The sequence below is a fragment of the Bradyrhizobium zhengyangense genome, assembly GCF_022012435.1.
In the GTDB taxonomy this organism is placed as follows: Bacteria; Pseudomonadota; Alphaproteobacteria; order Rhizobiales; family Xanthobacteraceae; genus Bradyrhizobium; species Bradyrhizobium zhengyangense.
The window spans coordinates 177806-203571 of the sequence record NZ_JAKLUA010000013.1 but is presented as its reverse complement, the minus strand read 5'-3'; the positions used below and the strand labels follow the sequence as shown (position 1 = coordinate 203571).

The following is a 25766-nucleotide window of genomic DNA, read 5'->3' as shown; positions in this document are numbered from 1 at the left end:
GCCGACGGATTGGTCTCGCGGATGATGCGCTCGACCTCGTCGCCGGTGCCGACAGGCACGGTCGACTTCGTCACCACCACGGTGAAGCCGGAGAGCGACTGCGCGATCTCTTTCGCGGCGGCGTAGACATAGGAGAGATCGGCATGACCGTCGCCGCGGCGCGAGGGCGTGCCGACCGCGATGAACACGGCATCGGCATCCGCAACGGGCTTGGACAGATCGGTGGTAAAACCCAGCCGTTTGGCCTTGACGTTATTGGCGACCAGCTCGTCCAGCCCAGGCTCGTAGATCGGGATCTCGCCGCGATGGAGCGCTGCGATCTTCTTCTCGTCCTTGTCGACGCAGGTGACGTCGTGACCGAAATCCGCAAAGCAGGCCCCAGACACCAGCCCCACATAACCCGTGCCGATCATCGCGATTCGCATGAAAAACTCTTTCCGTTGAAGATGGATGTTCCATTGAACACCCTAGACGATTTCTCTATTCGGCCGCTCGCCCAACAATAGGACAAGCTGTATCGAACTGAGGGCATACGACGACACAGTGCCGTCGATCGCGAGATATCAAACGCCGTGGTACGCGCGATACCATTCGACGAAGCGGGCAAGGCCCTCGGCGATCGTCGTCGACGGCGCGAAACCGACGTCGCGCTGAAGAGCGGAAATGTCGGCGCGCGTCTCCAGGACGTCACCGGCCTGCATCGGCAGCAGCTTGCGGATCGCGGGCCTGCCGATGATCTTCTCAAGGGTATCGACAAACTCAACCAACCTGACTGACCTGTTATTGCCGATGTTATAGATGCGATACGGCGCATAGCTCGTCGAATTTTCCGGCGCTTCCGCATTCCACGAGGGGTTTGGCGCTGCGGGCCGGTCGAGAGTGCGGATCACGCCTTCGACGATGTCGTCGACATAGGTGAAGTCGCGCCACATATCGCCATTATTGAAAATCTTGATCGGCTCATTCGCGAAAATCGCGCGCGTGAATAGATAGGCGGCCATGTCGGGCCGGCCCCACGGACCGTAAACGGTGAAGAAGCGCAGGCCGGTCACCGGCAACTTGTGAACATGCGCAAACGTGTGCGCCATCAGCTCGTTGGCCTTCTTGCTTGCGGCATAAAGGCTCACGGGATGGTTTACCGATTGCTCGGTCGAGTACGGCAAGGTGCGGTTGGCGCCATAGACCGAGCTCGACGAGGCGTAGACGAGATGCGAGAGCTCGCAGCGCCGGCCGGCCTCGAGCACTGTGACAAAGCCGTCACAATTGGCACGGATGCTGGTGATGGGATCGTCGATCGACGCGCGCACACCGGGCTGAGCCGCGAGATGGACGACGCGATCGGGCGAGACTTCATCGAAAACGCGCTTCACCGCGGCAAAATCAGCAAGGTCGATCTCATGGAAGCTGAAGCCAGGACGAGACTTGAGTTTTTCGAGCCGCGCCCGTTTCAGCGCGGGATCGTAATAGGGCGTGAATGCATCGATCCCAACAATCTGTTCGCCACGCGCCAACAGCCGTTCACAGACGTGCATTCCGATAAAGCCGGCTGCGCCGGTTACGATTACTGGCCGCAAAGATGTCATTCTCTTCTCGTTCCGCGAAGCAATGCCAGACCGGTCATATCAAAGCCAAGTTTTCAACGACGACGATCGTCGCGCCAAGCCGCTCCATGTAGGCGCATCGAAATGTGTAGGAAACATGATGGCGCCATGCATCCTCGCATGCTACCCGCCTGCGAGCATGCTCGGACGATAGCGCTGCATGTGCTAGAGATCATAGACCGTACATTCGGCGCGGTTGCCCAGTCTTGAGGCATCGTTCGCGCAAGACACGCGCAAAAGAAACAGATCGGCTTTGAAACTCTCCATCAACGGCAGGTTCCTGTCACAATCGCTTACGGGCGTGCAACGCTATGCCGCCGAAATCGTCAAAGCGATGGACCGCCTGCTAGCGAGCGGGAATGCCCCATCGCCACTTTTGGATGCAGACTGGCAGATTCTCGCGCCACCGAATGCGCAAACCCTTGGCGGCCTTTGTCGTATCAAGATCAAACGGGTGGGATCGCTGCAGGGTCACGCCTGGGATCAGCTGGATCTGGCGCGCGCGGCGGCGGGCACGCGCCTCGTCAGTCTCGCCAACTCCGGCCCTGTGCTTCACCGCGACCATCTCGTCGTAATTCACGACGCGCAAGTCTTCAAACGGCCGGACTTTTTCAGCTGGCGCTACCTCGCCTTGCATCGATCGCTCGGTCATTTGCTGGCACGCACGGCAACCATTGCAACGGTTTCAACGTTTTCACGCAACGAACTTGCCGACGCTCTTTCGCTGGATCCCGGGTCCATTCCGATTATTCCCAACAGCGCAGAGCACTTCGCCTCGATTGAGCCCGATTTCTCGATCATCGAATCGCTGCGTCTCGAGCCCTACCGGTTCTTCCTCTTCGTCGGCTCGATGACGAAAAACAAGAATGTCGACACCGCCATTCGTGCGGCCGAACGGCTCGGTCGCGCGGATTTTCCGCTGGTCGTGGTGGGCGGCGACAACAGCAAAGTCTTTGGCGGCGGCGTCACCAAATCAAGCGCCGGGTTCATCGTCGCGGGGCGCCTGAAGGACGAGGAGGTCGCCGCACTCTTCGCCCGCGCTGCGGCGTTCGTTTTTCCGAGCCTTTACGAGGGCTTCGGCATTCCTCCGTTGGAAGCGATGTACTTCGCCTGCCCCGTCATTGCGAGTTCCGCTGCAGCCATACGCGAGACCTGCGGCGATGCGGCCGTCTATTTCGATCCACTCAACCCTGACGAGCTATCCGCAAGAATGCGCGAAAGAATCGATCTGGGCAGGATCTCTGCAGCCGAACAACAGAAGCAGCAGGGGCGGCTAGCGACCTATTCGTGGACCAAGTCGGCCGCAGCCATACTCGAGGTCCTCGCCCAATCGACGCCGCGAGCCATCTCCGGCGGATCAGCGCGATGACTCGGCCCAAATTTTGCTGCTTACAGGCGCTAGATGTGCTGCCTCCAAGACAAGGAAGGATCGACCGTTGTCCAGCGGCCTTAAGGTTCTGCACGTCGCCGAAACGGTGAGAGGCGGCATCGCGACCTACCTCAACGAGCTTCATCCGCATCAGAGCGCGAGCTTCGGGCGCGGAAATGTCAGCTATGTCGTTCCGTCTGACCATCGCGATGACCTGGTCAGCATCGAGGATGACGCCATCACCACCTTCCCGCGCGACGGCCGCAACGCTATGGGCCTGTTCGCCATGTTATCGGCGACCATGCGCGCGGTTCGCCAGTTACGGCCGGACATCATTCACCTTCACTCGTCGTTCGCCGGGCTCGTGGTGCGTCCGATGCTGTGGCTAACTTATCGGCATTCACGTATTGTCTACTGCCCGCATGGATGGGCGTTCGGCCGCGAGACCGGTCGTGTTAGTCGCGCAATCACGCAATTCACAGAACTTGCGTTGTCGAAGTTGACCCACCGGATCGTCTGCATCTCAAGGAGCGAACAACTCGATGCCACGCGGGTCGGAATTGCGACGAAACGCCTAGTTCTTGTGCACAACGGGATTTCCAAACAGCGCCCCGCGCTTAATCAAGAGAGCGCATCGGCATCGGAGAAGATATGGCGCTCGGACAAGATCAAGGTCCTCTTTATCGGACGTCTGGATCGCCAAAAGGGATGTGATCTTCTTATCAAGGCGGCGCGTGAGTTGGGAGAAACGCTCGATGTCCGTATCATCGGCGCCTCCGTCGTCAGCAAGTTCAACATGAGCGACCTGCCGGCTAATGTCTCGCTGCTGGGCTGGATGGATCGCAACCAGATCGAGGCCCAGTTGGACGAGGCAGACCTGGTCGCGATTCCCTCGCGCTGGGAAGCGTTTGGCCTGGTCGCGATCGAGGCGATGAGGGCTGCCAAACCGATCATCGCATTTCGCATCGGCGCACTACCGGAAATCGTCGAGGACGACGTCACCGGCGTGCTCTGCGATGAGGTCACGCCCGAAAAGCTGATTGACGGATTTCAGCGCGCGAGCCGACTGGATCTCGCTGCGGTCGGCCGGGCCGGCTATGAACGTTTCGTCCGCCTCTACGACATCGAGCAGACCCACCGGACGCTCGGTCAGGTGTATGCCGACGTCCTGCACATGGGCGAGAATGAAGCCGGACAGCCGGCCAATCTGCAGTCAGATTTCTCAAACAATCTGAGACCTTAGCGATAGACGATCAGCAGCTAGCATCGCGACAAGTGTGATCGGCGTCGATGACGCATTGAGCCGACAGCGACCACGCGATCGCCAACATGACCACCATCGCGCGCATATAGAAGCCGGCCGCAAACGACCCGGGTTGCACAATTTATCTTCGCCTTCCCTATGGGTTGACCAACAACGTGAAGATCGTCTTGCCGCCTTGCGGAGGCACGCTCATCATGAGGGCTTCCACATTGTCCAGGTTCCGCCCTCGCATACTTGCCACAAATCGCCTCAATCACGACATCGATCCGACACTCACCTGTCTATTTTGCAAATTGCACAGAATGGCAGCAGACCTCTGTTCGACGCTCAGACTGCAGTTCTCACTCGTGTATCGCTTCGCGAGTTGCAATAAGGTCACAGGCATGAGTGCTTCACCATGATCGCGAAGACGCAGCAGTGACTCACTAGCCGGACAGTTGCTACGGTATTTCAGGTGTTAAGTATGTGCGAGGGACCAACATTGGCTAAGACCGAACAGGCTCATTCGAATTTCGGGACTAGCCGGATTCTGGCCGTCGCAGCGATCAGCATCTGCTTGACTGGCTGCGCGGGCTTCATTCCCCTGGACGCTCCCGATGCCGCCGCAACGCATACTCATGCCGCACTGATCACCGAACCGAGCGCGCCACTTGCCTATGCGCTCATGCCCGTCAATCCGGCAGTGCTCCAGGCGACCAACGCACTTACAGATTCATCCGGACTGATCTTCTCCCATCTCCCCGGCGGCAATTACCGCGACGTCACGATCGGCGTCGGCGACATCGTCACCGTGACCGTGTACGAAGCCCAGGCGGGCGGCCTATTCATTCCGCGTGAAGCCGGCGTCAGACCGGGCAACTTCGTCGACATTCCGCGCCAGCAGGTCGACCAGTCTGGCAATATCAACATCCCCTACGCAGGATCGGTCAAGGTCTCCGGACTGACGCCGCGTGCCGTCTCCAACATCATCCGCGAGCGCCTCAAGGATCGTGCCATCGACCCGCAGATAGTCGTGAGCGTTGCAGAACAGCGCGGCAACCAGATCAGCGTTCTCGGCGAAGTCAATTCGCCCCAGCGCTTTCCGATCGACCCGGGCGGCATTCGCCTGATGAGCGCGATCGCGCGCGCCGGCGGCCCCAAGTACCCGTCCTACGAGAGCACAATCACGATCAAGCGCGAAGGACGCACCTACAACGAGTCGATGTCGTCAGTGGTGCATCACCCGAGCGAGGACGTGCTACTCGCGCCGGGCGACGTCGTCTTCCTCACACGCATTCCCCGCGTCTACATGGCATTCGGCTCGACGCCGTCGCCCGGATCGATCGGTGGAACCAACAACCGCCGCTTCACCTTCGAGAACGACAACATGTCGCTCGCCGAGGCGCTCGCAAAGGCCGGCGGCCTCGACGGAGGGCGGGCGGATTCCAAAAACATCTACGTCTATCGTTTCGAGCCGAAGCCGCTACTCCAGCAGGTTGGTATCGACGCATCGCAATTCCCGACTATCTCCGTCCCCGCCGTCTATAAGTTCGATATGAGCAAGCCGGACGGCTGGTTCCAAGCTGACACGTTCCGGATGCGCGATCACGATGTGATCTCCGTCGCGGAATCGCCATCGACCGAGTTCATCAAGCTCATGGCCCCGCTCGACGCGGCCTCGACTAATGCGTCGAACATCTCCAGCGTCGTAGTCAACTCCAAGTAACGACTGCGCTCGATACTCGTGCCTGCCCGGACGGATCTCACTATCGGCGGAGGTTCGGGCAGGATGTCATGGCCCGCTTCTTGAATATTGTGTGACTATTTCGGTCTCATTCCGGCGTGATCGTTCACGCCGTTTTGGGCTCGAATGCGATTGCAGATCCAGGTTTTGCGTGGCAAGCGAGGTGCGCTCCCGTCATCGATCAACGTACGAGGCGATCGTTGAAGATACTCATCGTGAACTCCCTCTACCCTCCCGACATCATGGGCGGAGCCGAGGTGTCAGTGTCGCTGCTCGCCGAAGCTTTCAAGCGCAACGGCCATCAGGTCACCGTGGTCTGCCTGCAGAAGGCAGGCGACATCTCGGTCGGGGATCGCAACGGCATTCGCACCTACAGGGTGCAGATCGATAACGCGTACTGGCCGTTTGGACAGGACCGCAAGCCGCCTCGGATCGATCGCTTGCGATGGCATCTGCGGGATACCTGGAACAGGCGCGCAGCCACGCGATTTGGCGCGATTCTCGACACCGAGAAGCCGGATGTCGTTCACACCAACAACCTGACCGGATTTTCCGTGTCCCTGTGGGCAGCGGCCAAGCGCCGCAACATCCGGATCGTCCATACGCTGCGCGACTATTCGCTAATCTGCAAGCGATCGACGCTGTTCAGCAAAGGCGCCACTTGCGAGCAGCGCTGCCTTTCATGCTCGACGATGACCATGCCGCACCTCTACGCATCCCGGATGGTCGATGCCGTGGTCTCCAACAGCCAGTACGTCCTCGACCGGCATCTGAAACTCGGCTTCTTTCCGAACGTTCCGCACAAGGTGATCTACAACATCGCGGACTCCAGCGTCCGGCCGGCGCCGCCGGCCTCCGACGCCGACGTGACGTTCGGCTTCATCGGCCGCATCGAGCCGGAAAAAGGCATCGACGTCGTGCTCAAGGCGGTCTCTCTGCTCCCGGAGCATGGCTGGCAACTCAAAATCGCCGGAAAGGGCCTCGAAGCTTACGAACGAGACTTGAGGAGAAGATATGATAATCCGAAAATCAAATGGCTGGGTTTCGTAAAGTCCACGGAGTTCTACTCCACCGTGGATATCTGTCTCATCAGCTCGGTCTGGCCGGAGCCGTTGCCGCGCACCCTGATAGAAAGCATCAACGCGGGCCGGGCAACGATCTGCTCCACCGCCGGCGGAATACCGGAGATCTCTCATTTCTCGACGACACTCGGCTCGTACGAACCAAGTGACTTCCACGGACTGGCCGAACTGATGAAGCAGGCAATCAGCGAGGCGCCCAATTGGAAGAAGGCTTTTCCACCACGGCCTGAATTTTCTGCCAGCTTCACGCCAGAAGCTGTCACCCGACAATATCTCGACGTCTATTTGGAAGGCACTTTGAACACCGATGGAGACAAATGAGAAGGACTCTCGGGGGTCGTTCAAAGCTGCATATTGGATGAGATTCTTGGCATGAGGATTTTGATCACATCGTCACTGTACCCGACACCGGGCGCGCCGAAGGTGATCGGCGGCGCCGAGATATTCGTGCGCCGCATTGCCGAAGGCCTGCTCCAGAGCGGCGACACCGTCGAGGTCGTTCGGGCTGCCTCGCTTCCCGAACAGCCGATGGAGACGAGCGGCGGTATCGAGGTGTATTCGGCCCCGGTCAGGAATATCTACCGGCCCTTCACCGGACAGCGAAGCGCGCCGGCGAGGGGTTTGTGGCATGCGATGGAGGACTGGAGTCGAAGCGCCGACCTTGTCGCCAGCAGAATAAAGGCCTTCAGGCCGGACGTGCTCCATTCCAACAACCTTTCGGGCCTCACCCCGGCGGTGTGGAAGGTCGCAGCCGAGCTCGGCGTACCGGTTCTGCACACGTTGCACGACTACTATCTGACCTGCCCGCGATGCTCGCGCTTTTCCGACGGAAAGACGTGCGAGCACACCTGCATGAGCTGTACTTTGCTGACGATCAACCGCCGCAAGGCGACCAGATATCTGCGCGGCGTGGTCGGCGTCAGCCAGCGCATTCTCGACATCCATCTCGAGACCGGTCTTTTCGCCGACACCGAGCTGCGCAGGGTGATTGCGCATGCATCTACGATGCCGGTCTCCGCGCCCACGAAAGGCCCGGCCGGCCCGCCGCTGACATTCGGCTTCATCGGCCGTCTCACCGAGGAGAAAGGCATCTATAACCTCGTCAAGGCTTTCGCGGACCTACCGCGCGACCGCGTGCGGCTCGTCATCGCAGGGGTCGCAGGCGCCGAAATCCAGCACGAGCTCAGGGCAATGGCGCCGAAGGCGCATATCGAGTTCCTGGGATTCGTCGAGCCCGAACAATTCTATCGCCAGATCGACGTCGTCGTGATCCCGCCGATCTGGGAGGAGCCGGGCCCGCTGGTCGTGGCCGATGCCCAGGCGGCACGCAAGCCGTTTCTGGGGACGAGGTTTGGAGGAATTCCGGAGGCGGTGAAACGCGGCGCAGTCGGCTGGTTGACCGCGCCTGATCCGAAATCCCTTGCTGACAGTATCCTGCGGATCATCGCCAATCCGCAGGAGCTGGCCAAGATGTTCGAAAGACTTGCCAACAAGAACGATCATCGCACCTTTGCCGATGTCATCGACGAATATCGCGACGCCTTCGCGCTCTTGAGCCGGCACCCGCGATAATCCTGGGATGGCTATTTTGCGCAACGCGTCTGGACTTTCCTGCGCCCTGCCCCGCAGCTTGAACGCCCCATGACCCGTCTGTTCGCACTCGTCGGCGTGGTCTACCAGAGCGCGGCGGCGATCATTCTCATCTTTCTGCTGGGCCGCGTGCTCTCGCCGCTCGCCTACGCCAAATTTTCGCTCACGCTCGCTTCGAGCCAGCTGCTCAGCGTGCTGATGTTCGAGTGGCTGCAACTGGCCGGCGTGCGCTTTTTGGCTGCGGCCGGGGAAGAAGACGCCGCACGGCTAAGATCATCCCTGTTCGGCGCCGCGCTCGCCAGCGCAATTGTGCTGCTGGTGATCGGGGGCCTCGCGGCCGCGGTCGTGACGCTGATTTCCGCCAGCGTGGGGCTCGTCGGCCTCGCACTCGCCGTCGCCCAGGGCGCAACGGATCTTCACTTCATGGTGGTCCGTGTCTCGCACCGGCTCGGTGCAGCCGCCTTTCTGCTCATCCTCAGGGCCACGTTGATGGTGGGCGGCGCATCCGCGGGCGCATGGCTCTACGGCACGGCCAATGCCGCGCTCGTGGGCATGCTGGCCGCCCAGATCGCCAGCCTGTTCGCCGGCCAATTATTGCATCCCCACGTCCTACGCAGCGTGGCGCGCTCCGCCCTGCTCGAGGACTGGAGCGGCTTTGCCCGCTACGGGATGCTTGCCGCCGGCGCCTCGGTGCTACACCTTTCGGTTCCCGTCTCGATCCGCTTCGTCGTCGTGTCGGTCCTGGGTGATGCCGCACCCGCAGTCACAGCCGGATTTTCGATGGCCATCGACCTCCTGCAGCGGCCGTTCGCGGTGCTGGTCGCCGCCATTCATACTGTCAACTATCCGGAAGTGGTCCATCAATTCGAGCGCGGCAGTGCCAACGAGGCCCGCGCTGCCGTGGCGCACCTTCTCGATTTCATCATGTGCGCCACCCTGGTGATGCTCGGCGGGCTCATCGGCTTTCTTCCCGATGCGGGACATTTATTCGTTCCATCGTCCATTCTGGCGAGCTTCCTGCAGACCTCGGCCGCCGCAGCCTGTTTCTATTTCATGCACTGTCACCTGCAATCCACGCTCGCGATCGTTCCCCACCTGACGAAATCGGCAATGCGCCTCGTCGTCGTCGCTCTCTGCCAAGTGGTGTTGGTCCTCGCCGTCGCCGTGCCGACGCAGGCCATGACGGCAGCGCCGACCTACGTCCTCGTCAGCGCGATCCTCGCAACCGGAGTGGTCATTGTGCTCGCGAGCGGGCCGATGTTGCGGTTCGGCGCAGCGCCGCGATGGGGCCTTGTCGCGGCATCCGTTGCCGCCGGCACGTTCATAGCCACATTTTCGGCCATTTCCTCGCCGTCCGTGGTTTGGCTGATGCTGAAAATCGCGATCGCCGCCGCGATCGTCGCACTGCTAGCGTGGAAGGGACGTTTCTTGGAGGCCTCCGGCGCATCGCGCTCGGTGGTGTAACGATGGCGTGACATCTCGATGCGAGATGAGAAGCACTTTGCCCAACGACGCGGCAACACATTTCATAACTTCGCTGCTTGTCTTGCCAGTTGTGCATGTGCGAGATAAACGCGCGGTAACAGGGCTGGGTCATTGGAACCTGAGTGGGTGTCACGCCGTGGCACCCGGAGATCGACGGAATGCTGAAAAACCTGCTGTCGATGTCCGGCATGAACGTTCTCAAGTCCGGTCTGCAGTTCGCGATGACCGTGATGATGACGTATTTCGCGGCGCCCGCCGAATTCGGCCTCGTGACGTTCTCGCTGCCCTTCGTCGGATTCATCGCGCTGTTGACCGATCTCGGCATGTCGAGTGCGATGGTTCAGCGACGTACGCTCGATAGGGATGAAGCCGGCGCGGCGATCACGCTGATCTGCGCTATCGGCCTGGTCTGCGCCGTGATCCTGGCGGCCATCGCCGCGCCGCTCGCCAGCGGCCTCGAGATGGAGGGATTGGGCAGCGTTCTGGCCACCTTGTCGATCTCGGTGGTGCTTTCCATCGCAGCGCTGGGCCCGCGCGCCGTGCTTGAACGGCATCTGCGTTATCAGACCGTGGCGACCGTGGAGATCGTCGCTGTCGTCGTTTCGGTCATCACATGCGTGGCGGGCGCCTTTCGGGGCTGGGGTGTCTGGGCACTGGTGAGCTACTACGTGGTGGTGCAGGTCGTTCGAGCTGCGGCTTTCGCAATCATTGCGCAAAGAGACGTCCGGCTTAACTTTCAGTGGAGCCGCGTGCGCTCGATCCTGACCTTCGGCGGCTGGGTGCTTGCCAGCAATCTGCTCAACTTTGCCGGCCGCGCCGTCGGCAACCTGCTGATCGGCGGCGCCGTGGGCGCGGCTGCCGTCGGCTTGTACGGGCTCGCCTATCAGATCATGATCCTGCCGCTGATGGTCATCACATGGCCCGGCAGCGGCGTCCTGATGGCGACGCTCAGCCGTCAGGCGGTGACAGGATCGCTGAAGCAGCGCAACGAGATCATTTGCGGCGTGCTGTCGCTGACAGCAGCCGTGGTCTTTCCCAGCATGCTTTATCTCTCGTTCGGCGCCGACTACCTGTTCACAGCATTCTTTCCCGCCAAATGGACCGGCATCATTCCACTGGTCGGACTGATGGCGATTGCCGGGGCGGCGCAGTCGATCACCGCCTACAGCGGCGCCATGCTGCTGTCGCGAGGCAAGGCGCAGCTTCAATTCTGGGTCTCGACTGCCAACAGCCTTTCGACGATCGTGGCCTTCGTCGTCGGGCTCAGGTTTGGGCTGATCGGGATCATCAAGATCTACCTCGCGGTGACGCTGATCGTCTCCATCGCCACAATGCTGATCACCTCCTGGGAGACCAATCTGCCCATCGCCAATCTGGTCAGGGCACTCGCGCCCGCAACTGTCGCCACGATCCTCGGCCTCATCGCCGCAAATCGCGCAATGGAAATTCCGGCCTCCCCGGCGTCAGCCTGGCTGCTTGGCACGACCGCTTACATCGTGACGATCGCGATCTGTTATCTGCTGTTTCATCGCCAGCTGGTACGGAGTCTGCTTGGTCTGCGCGATCTCGAACTGAGCAAGGAGCGCGTCCCCGCCACCTAGCCGCCGGCGCGCGCCGGACCGCAGAAGATCGATAAGATGAAATCGAAAGGACCCATGAACATTCTGATCATGACGGCGACCATCACGCCGAAAGCCGACGTGCGCAGCCTCGGCCGTAAGGATCCCGCCCTCCGCCGCAAGGATTATGAAGAGGCGCTGTGGTTTTACGGCAGGCAGGTTGGGCAGTGCATCGACCGCATCGTCTTCGTCGAGAACTCGGAATCCGACCTGTCCAGCCTCAAGGCCATCGCCGAGCAATTGAACATCAGCGACAAGATCGAGTTCATTTCCTTTGCGGGGCTGGACTATCCGCAGATGTACGGCCGCGGCTATGGCGAACTGTTCCTCCTCGACCACGCGATGGAGAATTCGCGCTTCATCAAGGAATGCGAGGCCGACACGCCGATCTGGAAGGTGACGGGCCGGTACGTCGTCCTGAATCTTGCCAAGCTGATCCAGAGGCGCCCGAAAGAATTCGCCTTCTACGTCAACATGCGGAACTATCCGAAGCGGGTGGTCGACATGTACATGATGGCGTGGACCAAGGCAGGCTATCGGCAATATCTCCAGGGTAAATGCAAGCTTTACGAGGAGACCTCCGCGGCCGCATTCCCCGAGAAGGCGCTGCGCGACGATTTCAGCGCCGCGCCGAAGACATCGAAGTTCGTTCCCCGGTTCCAGACGGTTCCGCTCGTGAGCGGAATTCGCGGACTCGACAACAAGGGATATGCGACAGACAATATCTGGAAGTTTTATATCCGAGTGGCACTGGACCGCGTCTGCCCGTGGCTCTGGATATAGGTGGGATCCCGCACCAGCCGGCGCCCACCGCGCCTACATTCCCCGCTTACTCAGTTCCTCCGCTTCATGGGGCGCAAGCGCCTTTCCGGCAAAGCGCGACAGCATGTAGAGCGGCACCTTCGGCGTATGGATGTCATACATCAGGCCGAAGCGGTTTTCCGGGGGAGCCTTGGCCGGCTCGTCCAGCATCTCGTAGATCAACACGCTCTCGACGTTGGCGTCGGCCTGATGCGTGATAAAACTAAGGGTTGCATATAGGCTCTTGTAACACGCCTCTGTCATGGGCTTGCCGGCTTCATTCTCGTACGTGGGCTTGTAGATCTCCGCGCAATTGACCTCATTGAAAACGACCGGCTTGCCGTAGGACGCGAGTTTCTTGAAAAGATTGTAGGGCTGCCTGCTGCCACCCCATGCGCGGTTCGGATTCTGATTGAGGGATTCATAATAATGATAGGAGATGACGTCGAATCCGACGCCCTTTGACGCCATGAAGTCGAGGAAGCCGAACATGGTTGACGTGGTGTTGAGCACGCGTCGCAAGTGCAAGCCGTACTCGTGATTGATCTTGTCGATCGCGTCCGACATGCCCTTGAGGACCGCGACCCAATCGTTCATGACCGGTATGTCGAATTCCTCGGCGGTCCAGCCGTGGCCGAAGAGCTTCTTGCCGCTGGAATCCAGCGCAAGAAGGTTGATCTCGTTGCCCATCTCCCAATCGTTGATCTGGTCCTTAAAATTGACCACGAAGGTATAAGTTCTCGAATAGGCCTGCTGATACAGCGCACTCCAATCGCCGGCCGGGTACTTGCCGCCGTCGGTCCGATCGCCCCAGGCAAACGGGGTCGCCAATATCGGTTTCAGCGTGATGCCGTACGTCTTGGCGAGCGCCAGCATATCCCGGTACATCTGGACCTCGTAAGGATCGGTATCCCGCGCGAGATTTGCGCTGACCCTGTATTGCGTAAGCCCGCGCGCGCGCATGACTTCAAAGATCGCCTTCAGGTCTGCGCGCCGGCCATCGGGCCCGTCGACCCCCCATGTCAGCGGACCTGCGTTGGCATTCCCGACGGATGCCACCAGGCCGAGCACCGGCAACAGCGCCACCAGAAACAATCTCTTCACCACCAGGAACATTGCGCCTCCACGCGCTCGAGAACTCTATGCATGCGATCCGATCCGGCATCGGACCACGCGCCAAGACTGCCTTCACAATGTGATCACAATACGCTCGCAACGAAAGAGGCAGCGCAGTGCGCCTACAGGGCCCGCGCAAAACGATTGCACGGTTTTGCGGCGAACGTTGCCGCTGGAATTGCCGTTCCAATTCCACTGAGTATCTATAATGTCGCCTGAACGGAACGACCGAATGACGAGCGAGACTGAATTGATGAACGCCCCCCTCGAACTGACGTCGCAAATCGCCCTCGACCGCTCGACGGTCGCGGGACGCTCGGTTGCATGTGTCATCGTGACCTACGGCCGCCGCGAGCAATTGGTGAGACGGACAGTTGAGGCGGTCCAGGCCAGCCCAGCGGTCGGGCGTGTGATTGTCGTCGACAACGGATGCAACCGCCCGGTGGCCCCGGACGATTTCGCGCGGCAACCGCCGGTCGACATCATCAGGCTCGATTCAAACCTGGGATCGGCCGGAGGATTTCACGCCGGCATCACCGCGGCTCAGCGCCTCCTGGACAAGGACCTGCGGTTCGTCCTGATCCTGGACGACGACAATGTCGGCGAGGACGGGTTCCTGGAGCGCCTGCTCGCGCTGCATACGGCGCTCGGCGCGAGCGACGATATCGGCCTTTGCGCGTTGCGCCGGCACCGGGGCATCTATCCGACCCTTCTCGCCGACCAGACCGCGGTGGCGATCCGCAACAACTCGTTTCTTAACTTTCATCTCGCCTCGCTTCCATCGAAGCTGTGGCGACGGTTCACACGCTCGGCCAGCCATTCTCCGGAGAATCACGGGGAATTTCACCTACGCCGGATCGAGACCGCGCCTTATGGCGGACTGCTGCTGTCGATGGCGGCCGTCAGAAGGGTGTCACCTCCGAACAAGGAGTTCGTGCTTTATAGCGACGACCATGACTACTCGCTGCGCCTGATGGATGCAGGCGTAGCCATCTATCTGACTGATGTCGGCTGCATCAACGACGCCGAGGAGTCCTGGGACAAGCCGAGCACCAGCGCGCGCAGCGCCCTGGTCAGCCCTGAGGCGCCGGCGTGGCGGCTGTATTATGCCTGCCGGAACCGGATCTTGATTGAGAAACGGTATACAACCTCCCCGGTTATCTACCGCATCAACCGGATGAGCTACGTCGGCATCCTCGCGATCGAGGCAATGCTGGCTCATCGCAGGTTCCATGGCGCACGAAACGCGCTTCGACCGCTGCTCGAAGCCATCGCCGATGGCGACGCACAGCGACTGGGATGGCGAACCGAGTATCGACTGCCCGGCGCATCCGTATCGAGCACCACGCACATGCATTAAATGCGCGGCATGCGGGCGACGAATCATCCTTCGCTTGCACTGCATTTCATCTCGTCGTCGCGGAAGTTGGTGCAATGAAACGCATCGCTGATAGATGCTCATCGCGCGATGCGTGCAAGTTCCAGCACGGAACAAGCAGTCCCTCGCAATGTGCTGAAAATACTTGCAGTTCGTTCTGCGAAAAGCCGTCGTTACCTACATCTTTAGCCTTCTTTCTAACGTCACTGACAAACTCTGCCGCTATCCGAAGAACAACAGCGGGCATCACCAGAGAAGATCATGACGACGACTATCAGCAGCACCAATCAGACTGTCCTTTCGGCAAGCGCTTTCACGAGTTCCATCGGCGTCAACACTCACGTGTCTTATGCGTGGGGCGGCTACAACAATCTCGCACTCGTCGAAGCAGATCTGAAATATCTCGGCGTCACTTCGCTTCGTGATGGCTTGACGAATATCCCGGCGGCACAGCCGGTGCTCGATGGTCTGGCAAGCGCGGGCTACAAGTTCGATTTCGGCGTTTCATCGTCGATCCCGGCATCGGGCGCAGCGGGCCTGCAGCAATACATCGACGCGCTCGACGCGTTCCAGGCCGCGCACCCCAGCAGCATCATCGCACTGGAGGGCCTGAACGAAGTCAACCTCCAGGCGTTCAGCTACAACGGCAGTTCGACGATCGAAGCCGCCGCGCAATTTCAGCAAGCGTACTACGCCTCGATCAAGGCCGACGCGTCGCTCGCCAATCTTCCGGTCTACAACCTCACTCTCGGCTACAACGATCCCGCCGACTTCGCGAAGCTCGGCAATCTCGGCGCATACTCAGATTACGCCAACTCGCACGCTTATGTCAGCACCGGCACCACGCCGGCGGTGGCTCTGTCGTCGGCGCTTAATCTCGCTAGCTCGGTGTCTCCCGGCGATCCTTCGGTCATCACCGAAACCGGCTACACGACGCTGAGCACCACGCCGTTCCTCGGCGTCAACGAGGCGGTTCAGGCCAAGTCCATCCTCAACACGGTGATGGACGCCTTCAAGGACGGCGTCGGCACGACCTATCTCTACGAGCTGCTCGATCGCAACTCGTCCAGCAGCGACACCAATGCACAGAGCCATTTCGGGCTGTTCTACGACGACGGCACGCCCAAGCTCGCGGCCACTGCGGTCCATAACCTGACGACGATTCTCAACGACGACGGGAAAGGCAGCGGGCAGCCGACGAGCCCGCTGAACTATACGCTCAGCAACATGCCGGACTCCGGCAACAGCATGGTGCTCGGCAAGAGCAACGGCGCCTACGATCTCGTCGTTTGGGCCGAACCGAGGGTCTGGGATCAGACGACGAACTCGGAGATCAGCAATCCGAGCCAGACCGTCGCGGTCCAACTCGGCGCCGTACATCAGTCGATCAAGGTCTACGATCCGACCGGCGGAACCGACCCGATCGCGACCTACAGCAATGTCAGCTCGTTCACGATCCCCGTAAGCGATCACCCGATCATCATCGAGATCGACGGGACGCCCGCGGTTCCCTCGAATCCGACCCAGACGGCCGATGTCACCGGCACCGCCGCCCAGATCGTCGCAGAATTGGCCGACCTCTCCGCCTCGACCGTCCTGCAATCGATCACGCTGACCGATACGCATGTGCTCCCTGTCGCCTCCGCATCGACGATGAGCTACATCATCTCGCACTACGGCCACGCCCTTGCGGCGATCCAGGGCGGCTACTCCTTCTCCGTCACCACCTCCACGACGAGCTGGAGCGAGACCAAGTTCTTCAACGCCTCCTGCACGTTGACGGGAACGCAGACCTCGAACTTCAGCAACGGCGTCATCACCAGCAAGTCGCTCGTCAACGTCGACTTGAGCAGCGACACCATCCTGTACTCGAACGGCGTGAAGACGCAGGAAGTGATCGTCAACGCAAACGGCGCCAAGCAAACCATCAACTACAATTCGGACGGCAGCATCTCCAGCGAGACGGTTGTCGGCTCCGACATGTCGGTCACGACCACGGTTTATGCGAACGGCCTGAAGTCCAAGGTCTATCTGACCAATGCCGACGGAACGCATACCAACACGTTCTACGGCATCACCGGGCAGGCCTACACGACCCAGATCCAGACCGCCAAGGCCGATGGAACGATGACTTCCATCACCCAACTGCACGCAGACGGCACGACGCAGTACACCAAGATCCTCAACGCCGACGGCAGCACAACCACCGACCTCTACAACAGCGCCGGCCAGAAGACGTCGGAGGTGCGCAACTATACCGACGGTTCGAGCTTGACCACGAACTACGACACCACCGGCACGGTGACGCAGACCGTGGCAAAGGCCGGGGGTGCCAGCACGACGACGAACTACACCGCTGGCGTGCTGGCTTCGATCTACATCAGCAGCGCCGACGGAACCAAGGAAAGCAAGCTGTTCACCGCCGGCGTGATCAACAGCGATTTCGTCCAGAAGACCGACGGATCTTCGTTGACGACTGTCTATGCGAGCGGCGTCAAATCCAAGGTGTATGTCACCAACGCCGACGGCACCCACACCAACACCTTCTACAACATCACCGGGCAGGCCTACACGACGCAGATCCAGACGACCAAGGCCGACGGAACGATCACGGCCTTCACCAACCTGCATGCCGACGGCACGACGCAGTACACCAAGGTCCTCAACGCGGACGGCAGCACGACCACCGGCCTCTACAACAGCGCCGGCCAGAGAATCACCGTCGTGCAGAACTACACGGACGGTTCGAGCCTCACCACGACCTACAACACATCAGGGGTCGCAACGCAGACGGTTGCCAAAGCTGCCAACGGTAACGCCACCACGACGAACCTCAGCGCGGGTGTTCCGACCTCGATCTACATCATCAACGCCGACGGCAGCAAGGAAACCAAGCTGTACTCAGCCGGCGTCATCACGGCCGATCTCGTTCAAAAAACTGATGGATCGTCATCGATGACGGTCTTCGCAAGCGGCGTCAAATCCAAGGTGTATGTCACCAACACCGATGGTACCCACACCAACACCTTCTACAACGTCACCGGCCAGCCCTACACAACGCAGATCCAGACCACCAAGGCGGACGGAACGATCACGGCCTTCACCAACCTGCATGCCGACGGCACGACGCAGTACACGAAGGTCCTGAACGCGGACGGCGGCACCACCACCGACCAGTACGACAGCACGGGTCACAAGACGACGGAGATCGTCAACTACGCCAACGGCTCCACGCTGATCTCCACCTACAATGCGGCGGGCAGCGTCACGCAGACCGTGGCGAAGGCCGGCGGCGACTCCACGACCACGAACTTCAGCAGCGGCGTGAAGACGTCGGTCTACATCACGCACGCCGACGGCTCCACGGAAACCGACCTCTATACGACCGGCCACCTCACCAGCACGCTGATCCAGAAGCCGGATGGCTCGTTCTCAACCACGGTCTACAGCAACGACATCAAGACCGCGACCTACGACACGCACGCCGACGGCACACATACCAATACCTTCTTCAACGTCACCGGCAAGGCCTACACGACCGAGATCCAGCAGATCAAGGCCGACGGCAGCGTCACGTCGATCACCGATCTGCACGCCGACGGCAGCCTGCAATACAGCAAGGTGGTCAATTCGGACGGCAGCGTCACGACCGACCTGTACGACTCGACCGGGCACAAGACCACCGAGGTGCAGAACTACACCAACGGCTCCAGCCTGACCTCCACCTTCGACACCACCGGCAGCGTCACGCAAACGGTGGAGAAGGCCAGCGGCAACACCACGGCGACCAACTACAGCGGCGGCGTCAAGACGTCGGTCTACATCACCAATGCCGACGGGTCGAAGGACACCCAGACGTATTCGAGCGGCAAGATCGCCAGCGACTTCGCCCAGAACACCGACGGCTCGTCCTCGACGACGGTCTACACCGACGGCGTCAAGGCCAAGATGTACGTCAACAACGCCAACGCGTCGCACGACAACTTCTACTTCAATGCCACGAACACGGAGCACGACTCCTACAACACCGCCGGAAATCTGGCCTATGTCGACATCCTGAACTCGGACGGCACGCACAACGCGTCGGCCAAGGTTGCAGGCATCACGCTCGCCGGCGGCGCCGGCAACGACGTCTTCGCGGTGGCCGGCGCCGGCTCGACCACGATTTCGTTCGGCGGCGGCAATGACACGGTGAATGACTTCCATGCCGGATCCGCGGCGGGCTACGACACGGTCGCGATCTCAAAGCTGATGGCCACGGACTACAGTCATCTCCAGATCAGCCAATCCGGAGCCGACACCCTGGTCCATGTCACGGCGAGCGACTCGATCCTGCTGAAGAACGTCGTCGCCATGAACCTGACCAGCAACGACTTCGCGTTCGTCTGACCGACCTGCCAATGCGTGCGGCGGAGCTCGGCTTCGCCGCACGCATCAGCGTGAGCCCGTGCCTTCTGCACAAGCCGCGCGCTCGCATCGCGGTCCCCTGCCACGACAACATTTGCCTCGACCACCATCATCGCGCCCAAAAACTCTGATTTGACCGTTCGGCGAAGCGTTCGGTAGAATCGGGAAACAGCGCGGCATTGAGGCGACATTGACGGACATCGAGGGCGCGCGATCTCCCACGGGCGGGATCGTACCAGGAATTCAATATCTGCGCGGGTTTGCAGCAATTCTAGTCGTGATCTGGCATGTCAACTGGCTGGTTAGCCTTCCGCCTTCCTATGGCGAGAGCCCGTTCCTGCTCGCCGAAACCGGCCTGTTTGGCGTCGCGATCTTCTTCGTCATCAGCGGCTTCATCATCACGATTGTCTCATTCGGCCCGACCCGCAGCGCGCGCGCAGATTTCTTTCTCAGACGCTTCGTGCGCATCATTCCCTTCATGTGGGTATGCGTGATCGGTTACAACCTGTTGTCGCTCGCCGGCACGGCCAAACCGGACCCCACGCTTGCACTGAAGGCCATGGTGCTGTGGCCGATCGGGGAACTGAGGCCCTACGTCGTGTGGACGCTCAGGCACGAGTTCATCTTCTACATCCTGTTCGCCTTGACGATGTTGCGTCCGCGCCCGCTGCTGCCGCTGCTGGTGGCCTGGTTCCTTGCGCCGCTGGCTTGGTACGCGGCGGCGCGTCTGTTGGCGTGGCCGGAACTGCTGCATTCCGACAATACGGGCCTCGCACTCGCGACAGTGGTCGGTTACGGCAACATCATGATGCCCAACCTCCAGTTCGGCATGGGCTTTGCCCTGGGCCTGCTATGGCTGAAAGGTCATCCCCTGGTCCGCAGCCGCTATCCGGGAGCCTTCCTGCTTACGATCGGTGCCGCCACCCTGGCGACCGTCATTGTCGGCGCGACCCTTTCGGAAGACAACGGGCTTCGAGCCTTGTGGTGGACCCTCTTCGCGACGCTGGTGGTCTGGCTGGGCATCGCCTCGACCGAGCGCCCGGGGCCGCTGCATTCGCTCGGCATGCTGCTGGGTGATGCCTCCTATTCCATCTATCTCACCCACGCCGCGGCCGCGATCGTGCTGATTCAGGTCTCGGCCCGCCTGCACAATCCCTTGCCCTCGGCTCTCTTCGTGATTCTCGCCGTGGTCGGCTCGATACTCGCCGGAATCCTGATCCATTGGTATGTCGAGCGGCCGCTCATCGGCTATTGCCGCAGGCTGGGGCGCCGCACGGTGGTCGCATAGCCGCGCTGGGCGGAAACCGCGATCCGACGCTATGGCAGCGGCCGCCGCGGCCATGAATTGGCTTCAACTCCGTGGCATCCGGTGATGCCGTCCAGACAGGCGCATGAAAGGCCGTACGAAGATGTCGCAAACGGATCGAGAGGCAGAGTTCGCGGCCGTTTCGTTGCCGGGCTCGGTCGGCCGCGAGCGCCCCTCCGCTCCGTCGCGCTTCCGGCAGCTGCCCGACGCGATCCAGACGGGCCTGGCGCGATACGAGACCGCGGAAACTATTCTGGCCAAGAACAACGGGCTTGGACCGGGTTTCAACATGATGCGTCACCTGCTGTCATTGGTTATTCTGTCACATCATTGTCGTGTGGCCGTTGCCGGGCTGTTCGCAGGCGCCGCCTTCATCAAGAAGCTCGATGAACCGGGAATGGCGGTTTTCGTGCTGAAGGATCCAGCCGCAGCCGCGTTTGACAAGATGGGCGGATTGACCGCGCTGTCCTTCAGCCATCTGCAGGCCACCGAGATCATCCAGGAGCTTCTCAGACCGGGCCTGGTTGCGCTCGTCGGGATGTTTTTCGCGCTGAGCGGTTTCCTGGTGACCGGAAGCGCCATCAAGAACCCGGATCTGAAGACGTTTTTCATCAACCGCGTGCTGCGGATCGTCCCGGCGCTCAGCGTCGAGGTGACGCTCTGCGCGCTCTTGGTCGGACCGCTGCTGACGCAATTGCCGCTGTCGCAATACCTATCGGAGTACCAGTTCTACCGCTACTTCGGCAACATCGTCGGTCATGTTACCTTCGAACTGCCGGGCCTGTTCCTGCACAATCCGTGGCCGGAGATGGTCAACGCCAATCTCTGGACCCTGCCCTGGGAGCTCTGGTGCTACGTCTTCGCCTTCGCGCTGCTGTTGGCGCACATGATCTCGAGCGAGACACGCAAGGTCCGCTGGATCACGCTTCTGGTCGGCGCCGCGCTAGTAGCGGAGCTCCTCGCCTATTTCATCGATCCCGCGACCTTCAGCGTCCGATCCGATTCTACCAGGCTGGCCGGCTGGTATCTGGTTTTCATGTTCTTCTTCGGCATGGTGTTCCGCCTGAACGCCAGATACGTACCGATCCACTGGGCGATCTTTGCGATCTCCGCCGCCTGCTACGCGGGAATCATGTGGCTCAACGTGCTGCTGCCGCTCGCCGGCATCTTCCTGACCTACTGCACGGTCTATGTCGGCATGCAGAGCTTCAAGGCATTCGATCGCCTGTTTCGCCAGGACCTCTCCTACGGCATCTATCTCTACGGCTTTCCCATCACCCAGGCGACGATCGACATCTCCCAGCGCGTTCTGGGGCCGGACCACCGGCTTTCGCTGGCGGTGATCCTACCGATCGTCGCGGTGCTGACGCTCGGATTTGCGTCATTCTCCTGGAACGTGATCGAAAAACCGGCGCTGCGCCTGCGACGGTTCTATCAACGGCCGGCTTGAGCGCCGATCAAGCCGCCGGGCTTTGCGCCATTTTCCGCACAAAGATGTGCCTGAGCGTCCCGTCGACGAACCGGCGCAGGCGAACCTCGATGATCTCGTAGCTGAGCGCGCTCGCAATCAGGGCGAGCGCAAGGCCGAAGATCACGAATCCGCTCCACAGCAGCCAGCGATCGACGCCGCGATCGACCAGCTTCAACCCGATGACCTGCAGCGGGAACAGCACGAAGGGGTGAACGAGATAGAGGCTGTAGCTGATCTTGCCGAGATATTGCAGCGGGGACAGCCTCAACAGGCCCGACATCCCCGATCCCGTCGCCAGCACCATTCCGAACAGGAGAAAACCCGGAAGCAGCGCTGCGAACGGATGCAGGACATCGAGCGCGACATACATGGCGGCAAAGCAGGCGAGCCCCGCAACAACGCCCACGACGCCCGTCATCCGAAAGCGCAGATTGCTCGCGCTGAACAGCATGCCGACGACGAAAAAAGCCGTGATCGGCCAGCGCAGGATACAGAGCAATCCGAGGAGGATCAGTGGCGCCGCAAGCCACCAGCTCTTCAGCCGCACGACCGCACCGAAGCAGGTTGCGAACAGGATGTAGAAAGCCCATTCGTAGGTCAACGTCCAGGCGTTCTGCTGCGCGATCGGAAACCCGAGCGCGTCCTGGACAAAGAATAAATTGGCAAAGAACACCTGGAGGTAGGTCGGCAGATCGATCCCCCGGAAGAACTTGTATCCGACGATCGGGCCGACCACGAACAGCGCCAGGTGCAGCACGACGAAGACCGGCATGATGCGCAGGAGGCGATCGTACATGAACTTTCCGATCGATCCGTGCCGCACCAGGCTCGCGGGGATCAGAAAACCGCTGATCATGAAAAACAGCTCGACACCGTGCCCACCGGAGTTGATCACCGATTGCAGCCACGGCCAGATTGGCGGCAAAAAGCCGGGAGCGGGGATGTCGTAGACGCCCCCCTTCGGCATGTCGCAAAAATGATCGATCAGGACGCTCATCGCGGCGACGCCACGAAGGCCCTGGATGGACGGTACGAAACCGCCCCCGACCTCGGCGAAAGACGAGTGCGTTGGCGCCGTCACTCTGCCACCTGGCTACGCAGGGGAGACTGGAGCGAAACCGAAGCAAAGGCGCGTGGGGACCGGAACCGCTGCCCGAATCTGATGGAGGGTTTTTCGACCGCCAGATAGGTCAGCCAGCTGACGAGAATCGAGGCTGCGATCACGGCGACCGTAAAGAGGAGCCACTGCACCGGGCCGCTGCCCGCGCCGGAATAGTAGAAGATCACGATCATCGCGAACGACCCCATCAGGTAGATCGAATAACTGATCATTCCGACGAAGGACATGAAGCGCCAGGCGGCCTTCTCGCCAAAGGCGGCGAAGCCGATGAACACAAAGGCTGCCACAATGTAGGCCGCGCCCATTCCGTAAGCGCAGAAGAAGTTCTCCTGGTAGTCGATACCGTAACGCCTGTAGGTCACGCCGGCCGCGAAGATCACATAAAGAAGGGCGCAGATCCCGACGTGGCGCCAGTTGAGCTTGCCTTCCATGACGGTGTCGCGGATCACCTTCCCGAAGAACATCGCCGTCAGATCGAGCGCAAGCTCGAGCACACCCCACACGGCGTGACTTTTGACCACCGGGAAAGCGACGATGCCGATGACGCAGGTTGCGATGACGATCTGAAGCGCAGTCAGGCGGCGTGTAAGAAAGCCAGTCGCGAACAGGCAAATGCAGCTGACGTAGAAGATCAGCTCCACCGTCAGCGTCCAATAGGCGATCCTGATGTTGGGAATGCCCATGAACATCTGAAACATGGTCATGTTGGCCAGGACGTGCGAGGACAGAAATGTTTTACCCTCGATGGCCGGGGAGAGCACCAGCAGGACGACGATCGAGAGCCAGTACGCCGGATAAAGGCGGAAGAAGCGACTGATGGCGAAGTCTCGAACGGGAGCGGCGCTGTTCGGAAAGCTGTAGGGAATCACGAAGCCGCTGACAAAGAAGAACAGCACCACTCCAAAGCGGCCGAAGTTGAAATACTCTCCGAGCGCATAGTGAAATGCCCAAAAGTACGTCCCGGTCGGCTGATTGAGCACGATCTGCTCCAGTGTGTGCTGGAGCACCACCGACAGCACCGCGATGCCGCGAAGCGTATCAACGAAGGCCAATCGTTTGTGCATCTTCATTCCCTTTGCCGGTCAGGCTCACGATGCCGGTCGCGGCAGATTTGGTCCAAGACTTGGCCCAAGACTTGGACCAAGACTTGGACCAAGACTTGGGCCTTCATTCGACAGCTGCGTGCGCCGCGCGCCCGGGCGCCGCGAGGGCTCTTGAAGCGCGACGGAGACACGTCGCGAGAAGACCTCGCTAAAGCTGAGAGCAATCATCAGCAGCCCGGTTGCAGGACCATAGTTCAGCACGGTGATCGTGAAGAGATTGACGGTAAAGATCAGCGACAGCTTGTAGATGTCCGTAACAAAGAACGTAGAACGAAATACAATCCACATGAAGATCACGAACGGAAATCCGAACATCAGGTAAGTTCCGATATAGAAATTGTCCACCGGCACCCAATAAGATGCGAGATTCGAAAACAATTGCTGCGGATAATTGAAGCACCCTAGACCGCAACCAGTGATGTAACCGATCGGCATCAGGTCGCTCAAATAAACGAACGGCAACTGCCAACTGTTGTTAATTCGATCCATGATGCTGAACAGCAGGCTCTTATTGCCAACCGCAGTGCCCGACGCAAGCAAGATGAGGGTCGCCGGCGCAAGGATCGCGGCAAATGACCATAGCGCGAGTGTCCGGACCGCCGAAAACTTCATTCGCTCAGGTAGCATCCGTACGATCAAGAGTACGATGAGATAAAAGGCGAGCACCAGCATCGTCGTCTTGCTCGTGGTCAATTTGATTGCGTAGATCGCGACGGACCCGCAAGCCAAGCACCAAAGAGTGCTTCGCCGGATGGACGTCGTAACGAAGCAAGTCAAGATAAAGAAGCCCGCCATCGTATTGTCGGACGCGAAGCCGGATAGCCGGACCTCCGCGGCCGCCCACCAAAGACGGCCCGCCTCGCGAACGGCGCCAAACGATTCATATTTGAAGCCGGTCCAGGGCATCGTCCAGTACTTGGACAGGATCACCCCGAAGACCGATGCGTAGAACACGCCCGTGAAGATGGCGAGCAGCTTCCTGTACGATGATAGATCGGCATCGCAGAACGAGAAGCCGACGAAAACAGGAAGTATCATCTTAAACGACGACGACAAGGCGTTCACGGTCCCCAGGAAGAAGTAGCCGATGCCGAGTGACAGGATGATCTGGAGCAGGACCAGAATCGCCAGAACACTTCGATTTCTGATGATGCAGCGGTTCACGAACAAGAAGATGCAGAACATCGCGATCACGTCCGGCACGAACCATAGCGCTCCGACGTGCAAGATCGTGATGTAGTATCGTACGACGCCTCCGAACGCGTCGCGGAAGATGTACGCGGTGAGCGCGATGGCTTCGAAATTGAAGCCGAAGGCCGGAAGCATAGCGC

Annotated in this window: 18 protein-coding genes; 12 read left to right on the top strand and 6 right to left on the bottom strand. The window is 60.3% G+C overall.

The genetic code is table 11. From position 1 onward, the window contains the following. The coding region (locus L6637_RS31025; RefSeq protein WP_338076864.1) for a 2-dehydropantoate 2-reductase N-terminal domain-containing protein at positions 1–425 on the bottom strand (425 nt) is incomplete at its 3' end. Positions 426–563: 138 nt separating this feature from the next. Next, complete coding sequence (locus L6637_RS31020) at positions 564–1583, bottom strand: NAD-dependent epimerase/dehydratase family protein (protein ID WP_237872866.1); 1020 nt, start codon at positions 1581–1583, stop codon at positions 564–566. A 271-nt stretch (positions 1584–1854) separates the two neighbouring features. Between L6637_RS31020 and L6637_RS31015 the strand changes: the two genes are divergently transcribed. From L6637_RS31015 to L6637_RS30980, 8 genes are all read left to right on the top strand, one after another. After that, positions 1855–2970: a glycosyltransferase family 4 protein gene (locus tag L6637_RS31015; RefSeq protein ID WP_237872865.1), complete on the top strand. Its 1116-nt coding sequence runs from the start codon at positions 1855–1857 to the stop codon at positions 2968–2970. A gap of 67 nt (positions 2971–3037) precedes the next feature. Next, on the top strand, positions 3038–4213 hold the full coding sequence (locus L6637_RS31010) for a glycosyltransferase (RefSeq protein ID WP_237872864.1): 1176 nt from the start codon (positions 3038–3040) through the stop codon (positions 4211–4213). Between the two features lie 502 nt (positions 4214–4715). Further along, a complete protein-coding gene (locus L6637_RS31005; protein WP_237872863.1) occupies positions 4716–5939 on the top strand; it encodes a polysaccharide biosynthesis/export family protein in 1224 nt (407 codons plus the stop codon). A gap of 260 nt (positions 5940–6199) precedes the next feature. Then, complete coding sequence (locus tag L6637_RS31000; protein WP_249802134.1) at positions 6200–7360, top strand: glycosyltransferase family 4 protein; 1161 nt, start codon at positions 6200–6202, stop codon at positions 7358–7360. 51 nt (positions 7361–7411) lie between these two features. After that, entirely contained in the window at positions 7412–8611 is a 1200-nt protein-coding gene (locus L6637_RS30995; protein WP_237872861.1) for a glycosyltransferase family 4 protein, read from the top strand. A gap of 69 nt (positions 8612–8680) precedes the next feature. Further along, the gene (locus L6637_RS30990) at positions 8681–10093 is read left to right on the top strand and encodes a polysaccharide biosynthesis protein (protein ID WP_237872860.1); all 1413 of its coding nucleotides are present in this window, start codon (positions 8681–8683) and stop codon (positions 10091–10093) included. A gap of 179 nt (positions 10094–10272) precedes the next feature. Then, the gene (locus L6637_RS30985) at positions 10273–11715 is read left to right on the top strand and encodes an oligosaccharide flippase family protein (RefSeq protein ID WP_237872858.1); all 1443 of its coding nucleotides are present in this window, start codon (positions 10273–10275) and stop codon (positions 11713–11715) included. Positions 11716–11769: 54 nt separating this feature from the next. Next, positions 11770–12516 carry a hypothetical protein gene (locus tag L6637_RS30980; RefSeq protein WP_237872857.1) on the top strand — a complete coding sequence of 249 codons (747 nt, stop codon included), beginning with the start codon at positions 11770–11772 and terminating at the stop codon, positions 12514–12516. Positions 12517–12549: 33 nt separating this feature from the next. Here the strand turns inward: L6637_RS30980 and L6637_RS30975 are convergent, their stop codons facing one another. Then, positions 12550–13650 (bottom strand): glycosyl hydrolase 53 family protein, encoded by a 1101-nt coding sequence (locus L6637_RS30975; protein ID WP_237872856.1) that lies wholly within the window; start codon positions 13648–13650, stop codon positions 12550–12552. A 232-nt stretch (positions 13651–13882) separates the two neighbouring features. Between L6637_RS30975 and L6637_RS30970 the strand changes: the two genes are divergently transcribed. The 4 genes from L6637_RS30970 (at position 13883) to L6637_RS30955 (ending at position 22191) form a co-directional block, all read left to right on the top strand. Continuing rightward, a complete protein-coding gene (locus L6637_RS30970) occupies positions 13883–15010 on the top strand; it encodes a glycosyltransferase (protein ID WP_237872855.1) in 1128 nt (375 codons plus the stop codon). A 279-nt stretch (positions 15011–15289) separates the two neighbouring features. Further along, positions 15290–19417: a beta strand repeat-containing protein gene (locus L6637_RS30965; protein WP_237872854.1), complete on the top strand. Its 4128-nt coding sequence runs from the start codon at positions 15290–15292 to the stop codon at positions 19415–19417. Between the two features lie 208 nt (positions 19418–19625). Continuing rightward, positions 19626–20723 carry an acyltransferase family protein gene (locus tag L6637_RS30960; RefSeq protein WP_249802122.1) on the top strand — a complete coding sequence of 366 codons (1098 nt, stop codon included), beginning with the start codon at positions 19626–19628 and terminating at the stop codon, positions 20721–20723. A 103-nt stretch (positions 20724–20826) separates the two neighbouring features. Further along, entirely contained in the window at positions 20827–22191 is a 1365-nt protein-coding gene (locus L6637_RS30955) for an acyltransferase family protein (RefSeq protein ID WP_237872852.1), read from the top strand. Positions 22192–22198: 7 nt separating this feature from the next. Here L6637_RS30955 and L6637_RS30950 read toward each other — a convergent pair whose 3' ends face one another. Genes L6637_RS30950 through L6637_RS30940 form a run of 3 tightly spaced genes read right to left on the bottom strand, consistent with a single transcriptional unit; the run spans position 22199 to position 25761 of the window. Beyond that, complete coding sequence (locus L6637_RS30950) at positions 22199–23293, bottom strand: acyltransferase family protein (RefSeq protein ID WP_271606540.1); 1095 nt, start codon at positions 23291–23293, stop codon at positions 22199–22201. After that, the gene (locus L6637_RS30945; RefSeq protein ID WP_237872851.1) at positions 23290–24396 is read right to left on the bottom strand and encodes an acyltransferase family protein; all 1107 of its coding nucleotides are present in this window, start codon (positions 24394–24396) and stop codon (positions 23290–23292) included. Before L6637_RS30945 ends, L6637_RS30950 begins: the two co-directional genes overlap by 4 nt. 24 nt (positions 24397–24420) lie before the next feature. Next, positions 24421–25761 carry a hypothetical protein gene (locus L6637_RS30940; RefSeq protein WP_237872850.1) on the bottom strand — a complete coding sequence of 447 codons (1341 nt, stop codon included), beginning with the start codon at positions 25759–25761 and terminating at the stop codon, positions 24421–24423. Positions 25762–25766: the final 5 nt, after the last annotated feature.

Coding starts and splice junctions, on each gene's coding strand:
- L6637_RS31020 (WP_237872866.1), bottom strand. CDS start 1,583: ATGACATCTTTGCGGCCAGTAATCGTAACCGGCGCAGCCGGCTTTATC.
- L6637_RS31000 (WP_249802134.1), top strand. CDS start 6,200: ATGGGCGGAGCCGAGGTGTCAGTGTCGCTGCTCGCCGAAGCTTTCAAG.
- L6637_RS30995 (WP_237872861.1), top strand. CDS start 7,412: ATGAGGATTTTGATCACATCGTCACTGTACCCGACACCGGGCGCGCCG.
- L6637_RS30990 (WP_237872860.1), top strand. CDS start 8,681: ATGACCCGTCTGTTCGCACTCGTCGGCGTGGTCTACCAGAGCGCGGCG.
- L6637_RS30985 (WP_237872858.1), top strand. CDS start 10,273: ATGCTGAAAAACCTGCTGTCGATGTCCGGCATGAACGTTCTCAAGTCC.
- L6637_RS30980 (WP_237872857.1), top strand. CDS start 11,770: ATGAACATTCTGATCATGACGGCGACCATCACGCCGAAAGCCGACGTG.
- L6637_RS30975 (WP_237872856.1), bottom strand. CDS start 13,650: ATGTTCCTGGTGGTGAAGAGATTGTTTCTGGTGGCGCTGTTGCCGGTG.
- L6637_RS30970 (WP_237872855.1), top strand. CDS start 13,883: ATGACGAGCGAGACTGAATTGATGAACGCCCCCCTCGAACTGACGTCG.
- L6637_RS30965 (WP_237872854.1), top strand. CDS start 15,290: ATGACGACGACTATCAGCAGCACCAATCAGACTGTCCTTTCGGCAAGC.
- L6637_RS30955 (WP_237872852.1), top strand. CDS start 20,827: ATGAAAGGCCGTACGAAGATGTCGCAAACGGATCGAGAGGCAGAGTTC.
- L6637_RS30945 (WP_237872851.1), bottom strand. CDS start 24,396: ATGCACAAACGATTGGCCTTCGTTGATACGCTTCGCGGCATCGCGGTG.
- L6637_RS30940 (WP_237872850.1), bottom strand. CDS start 25,761: ATGCTTCCGGCCTTCGGCTTCAATTTCGAAGCCATCGCGCTCACCGCG.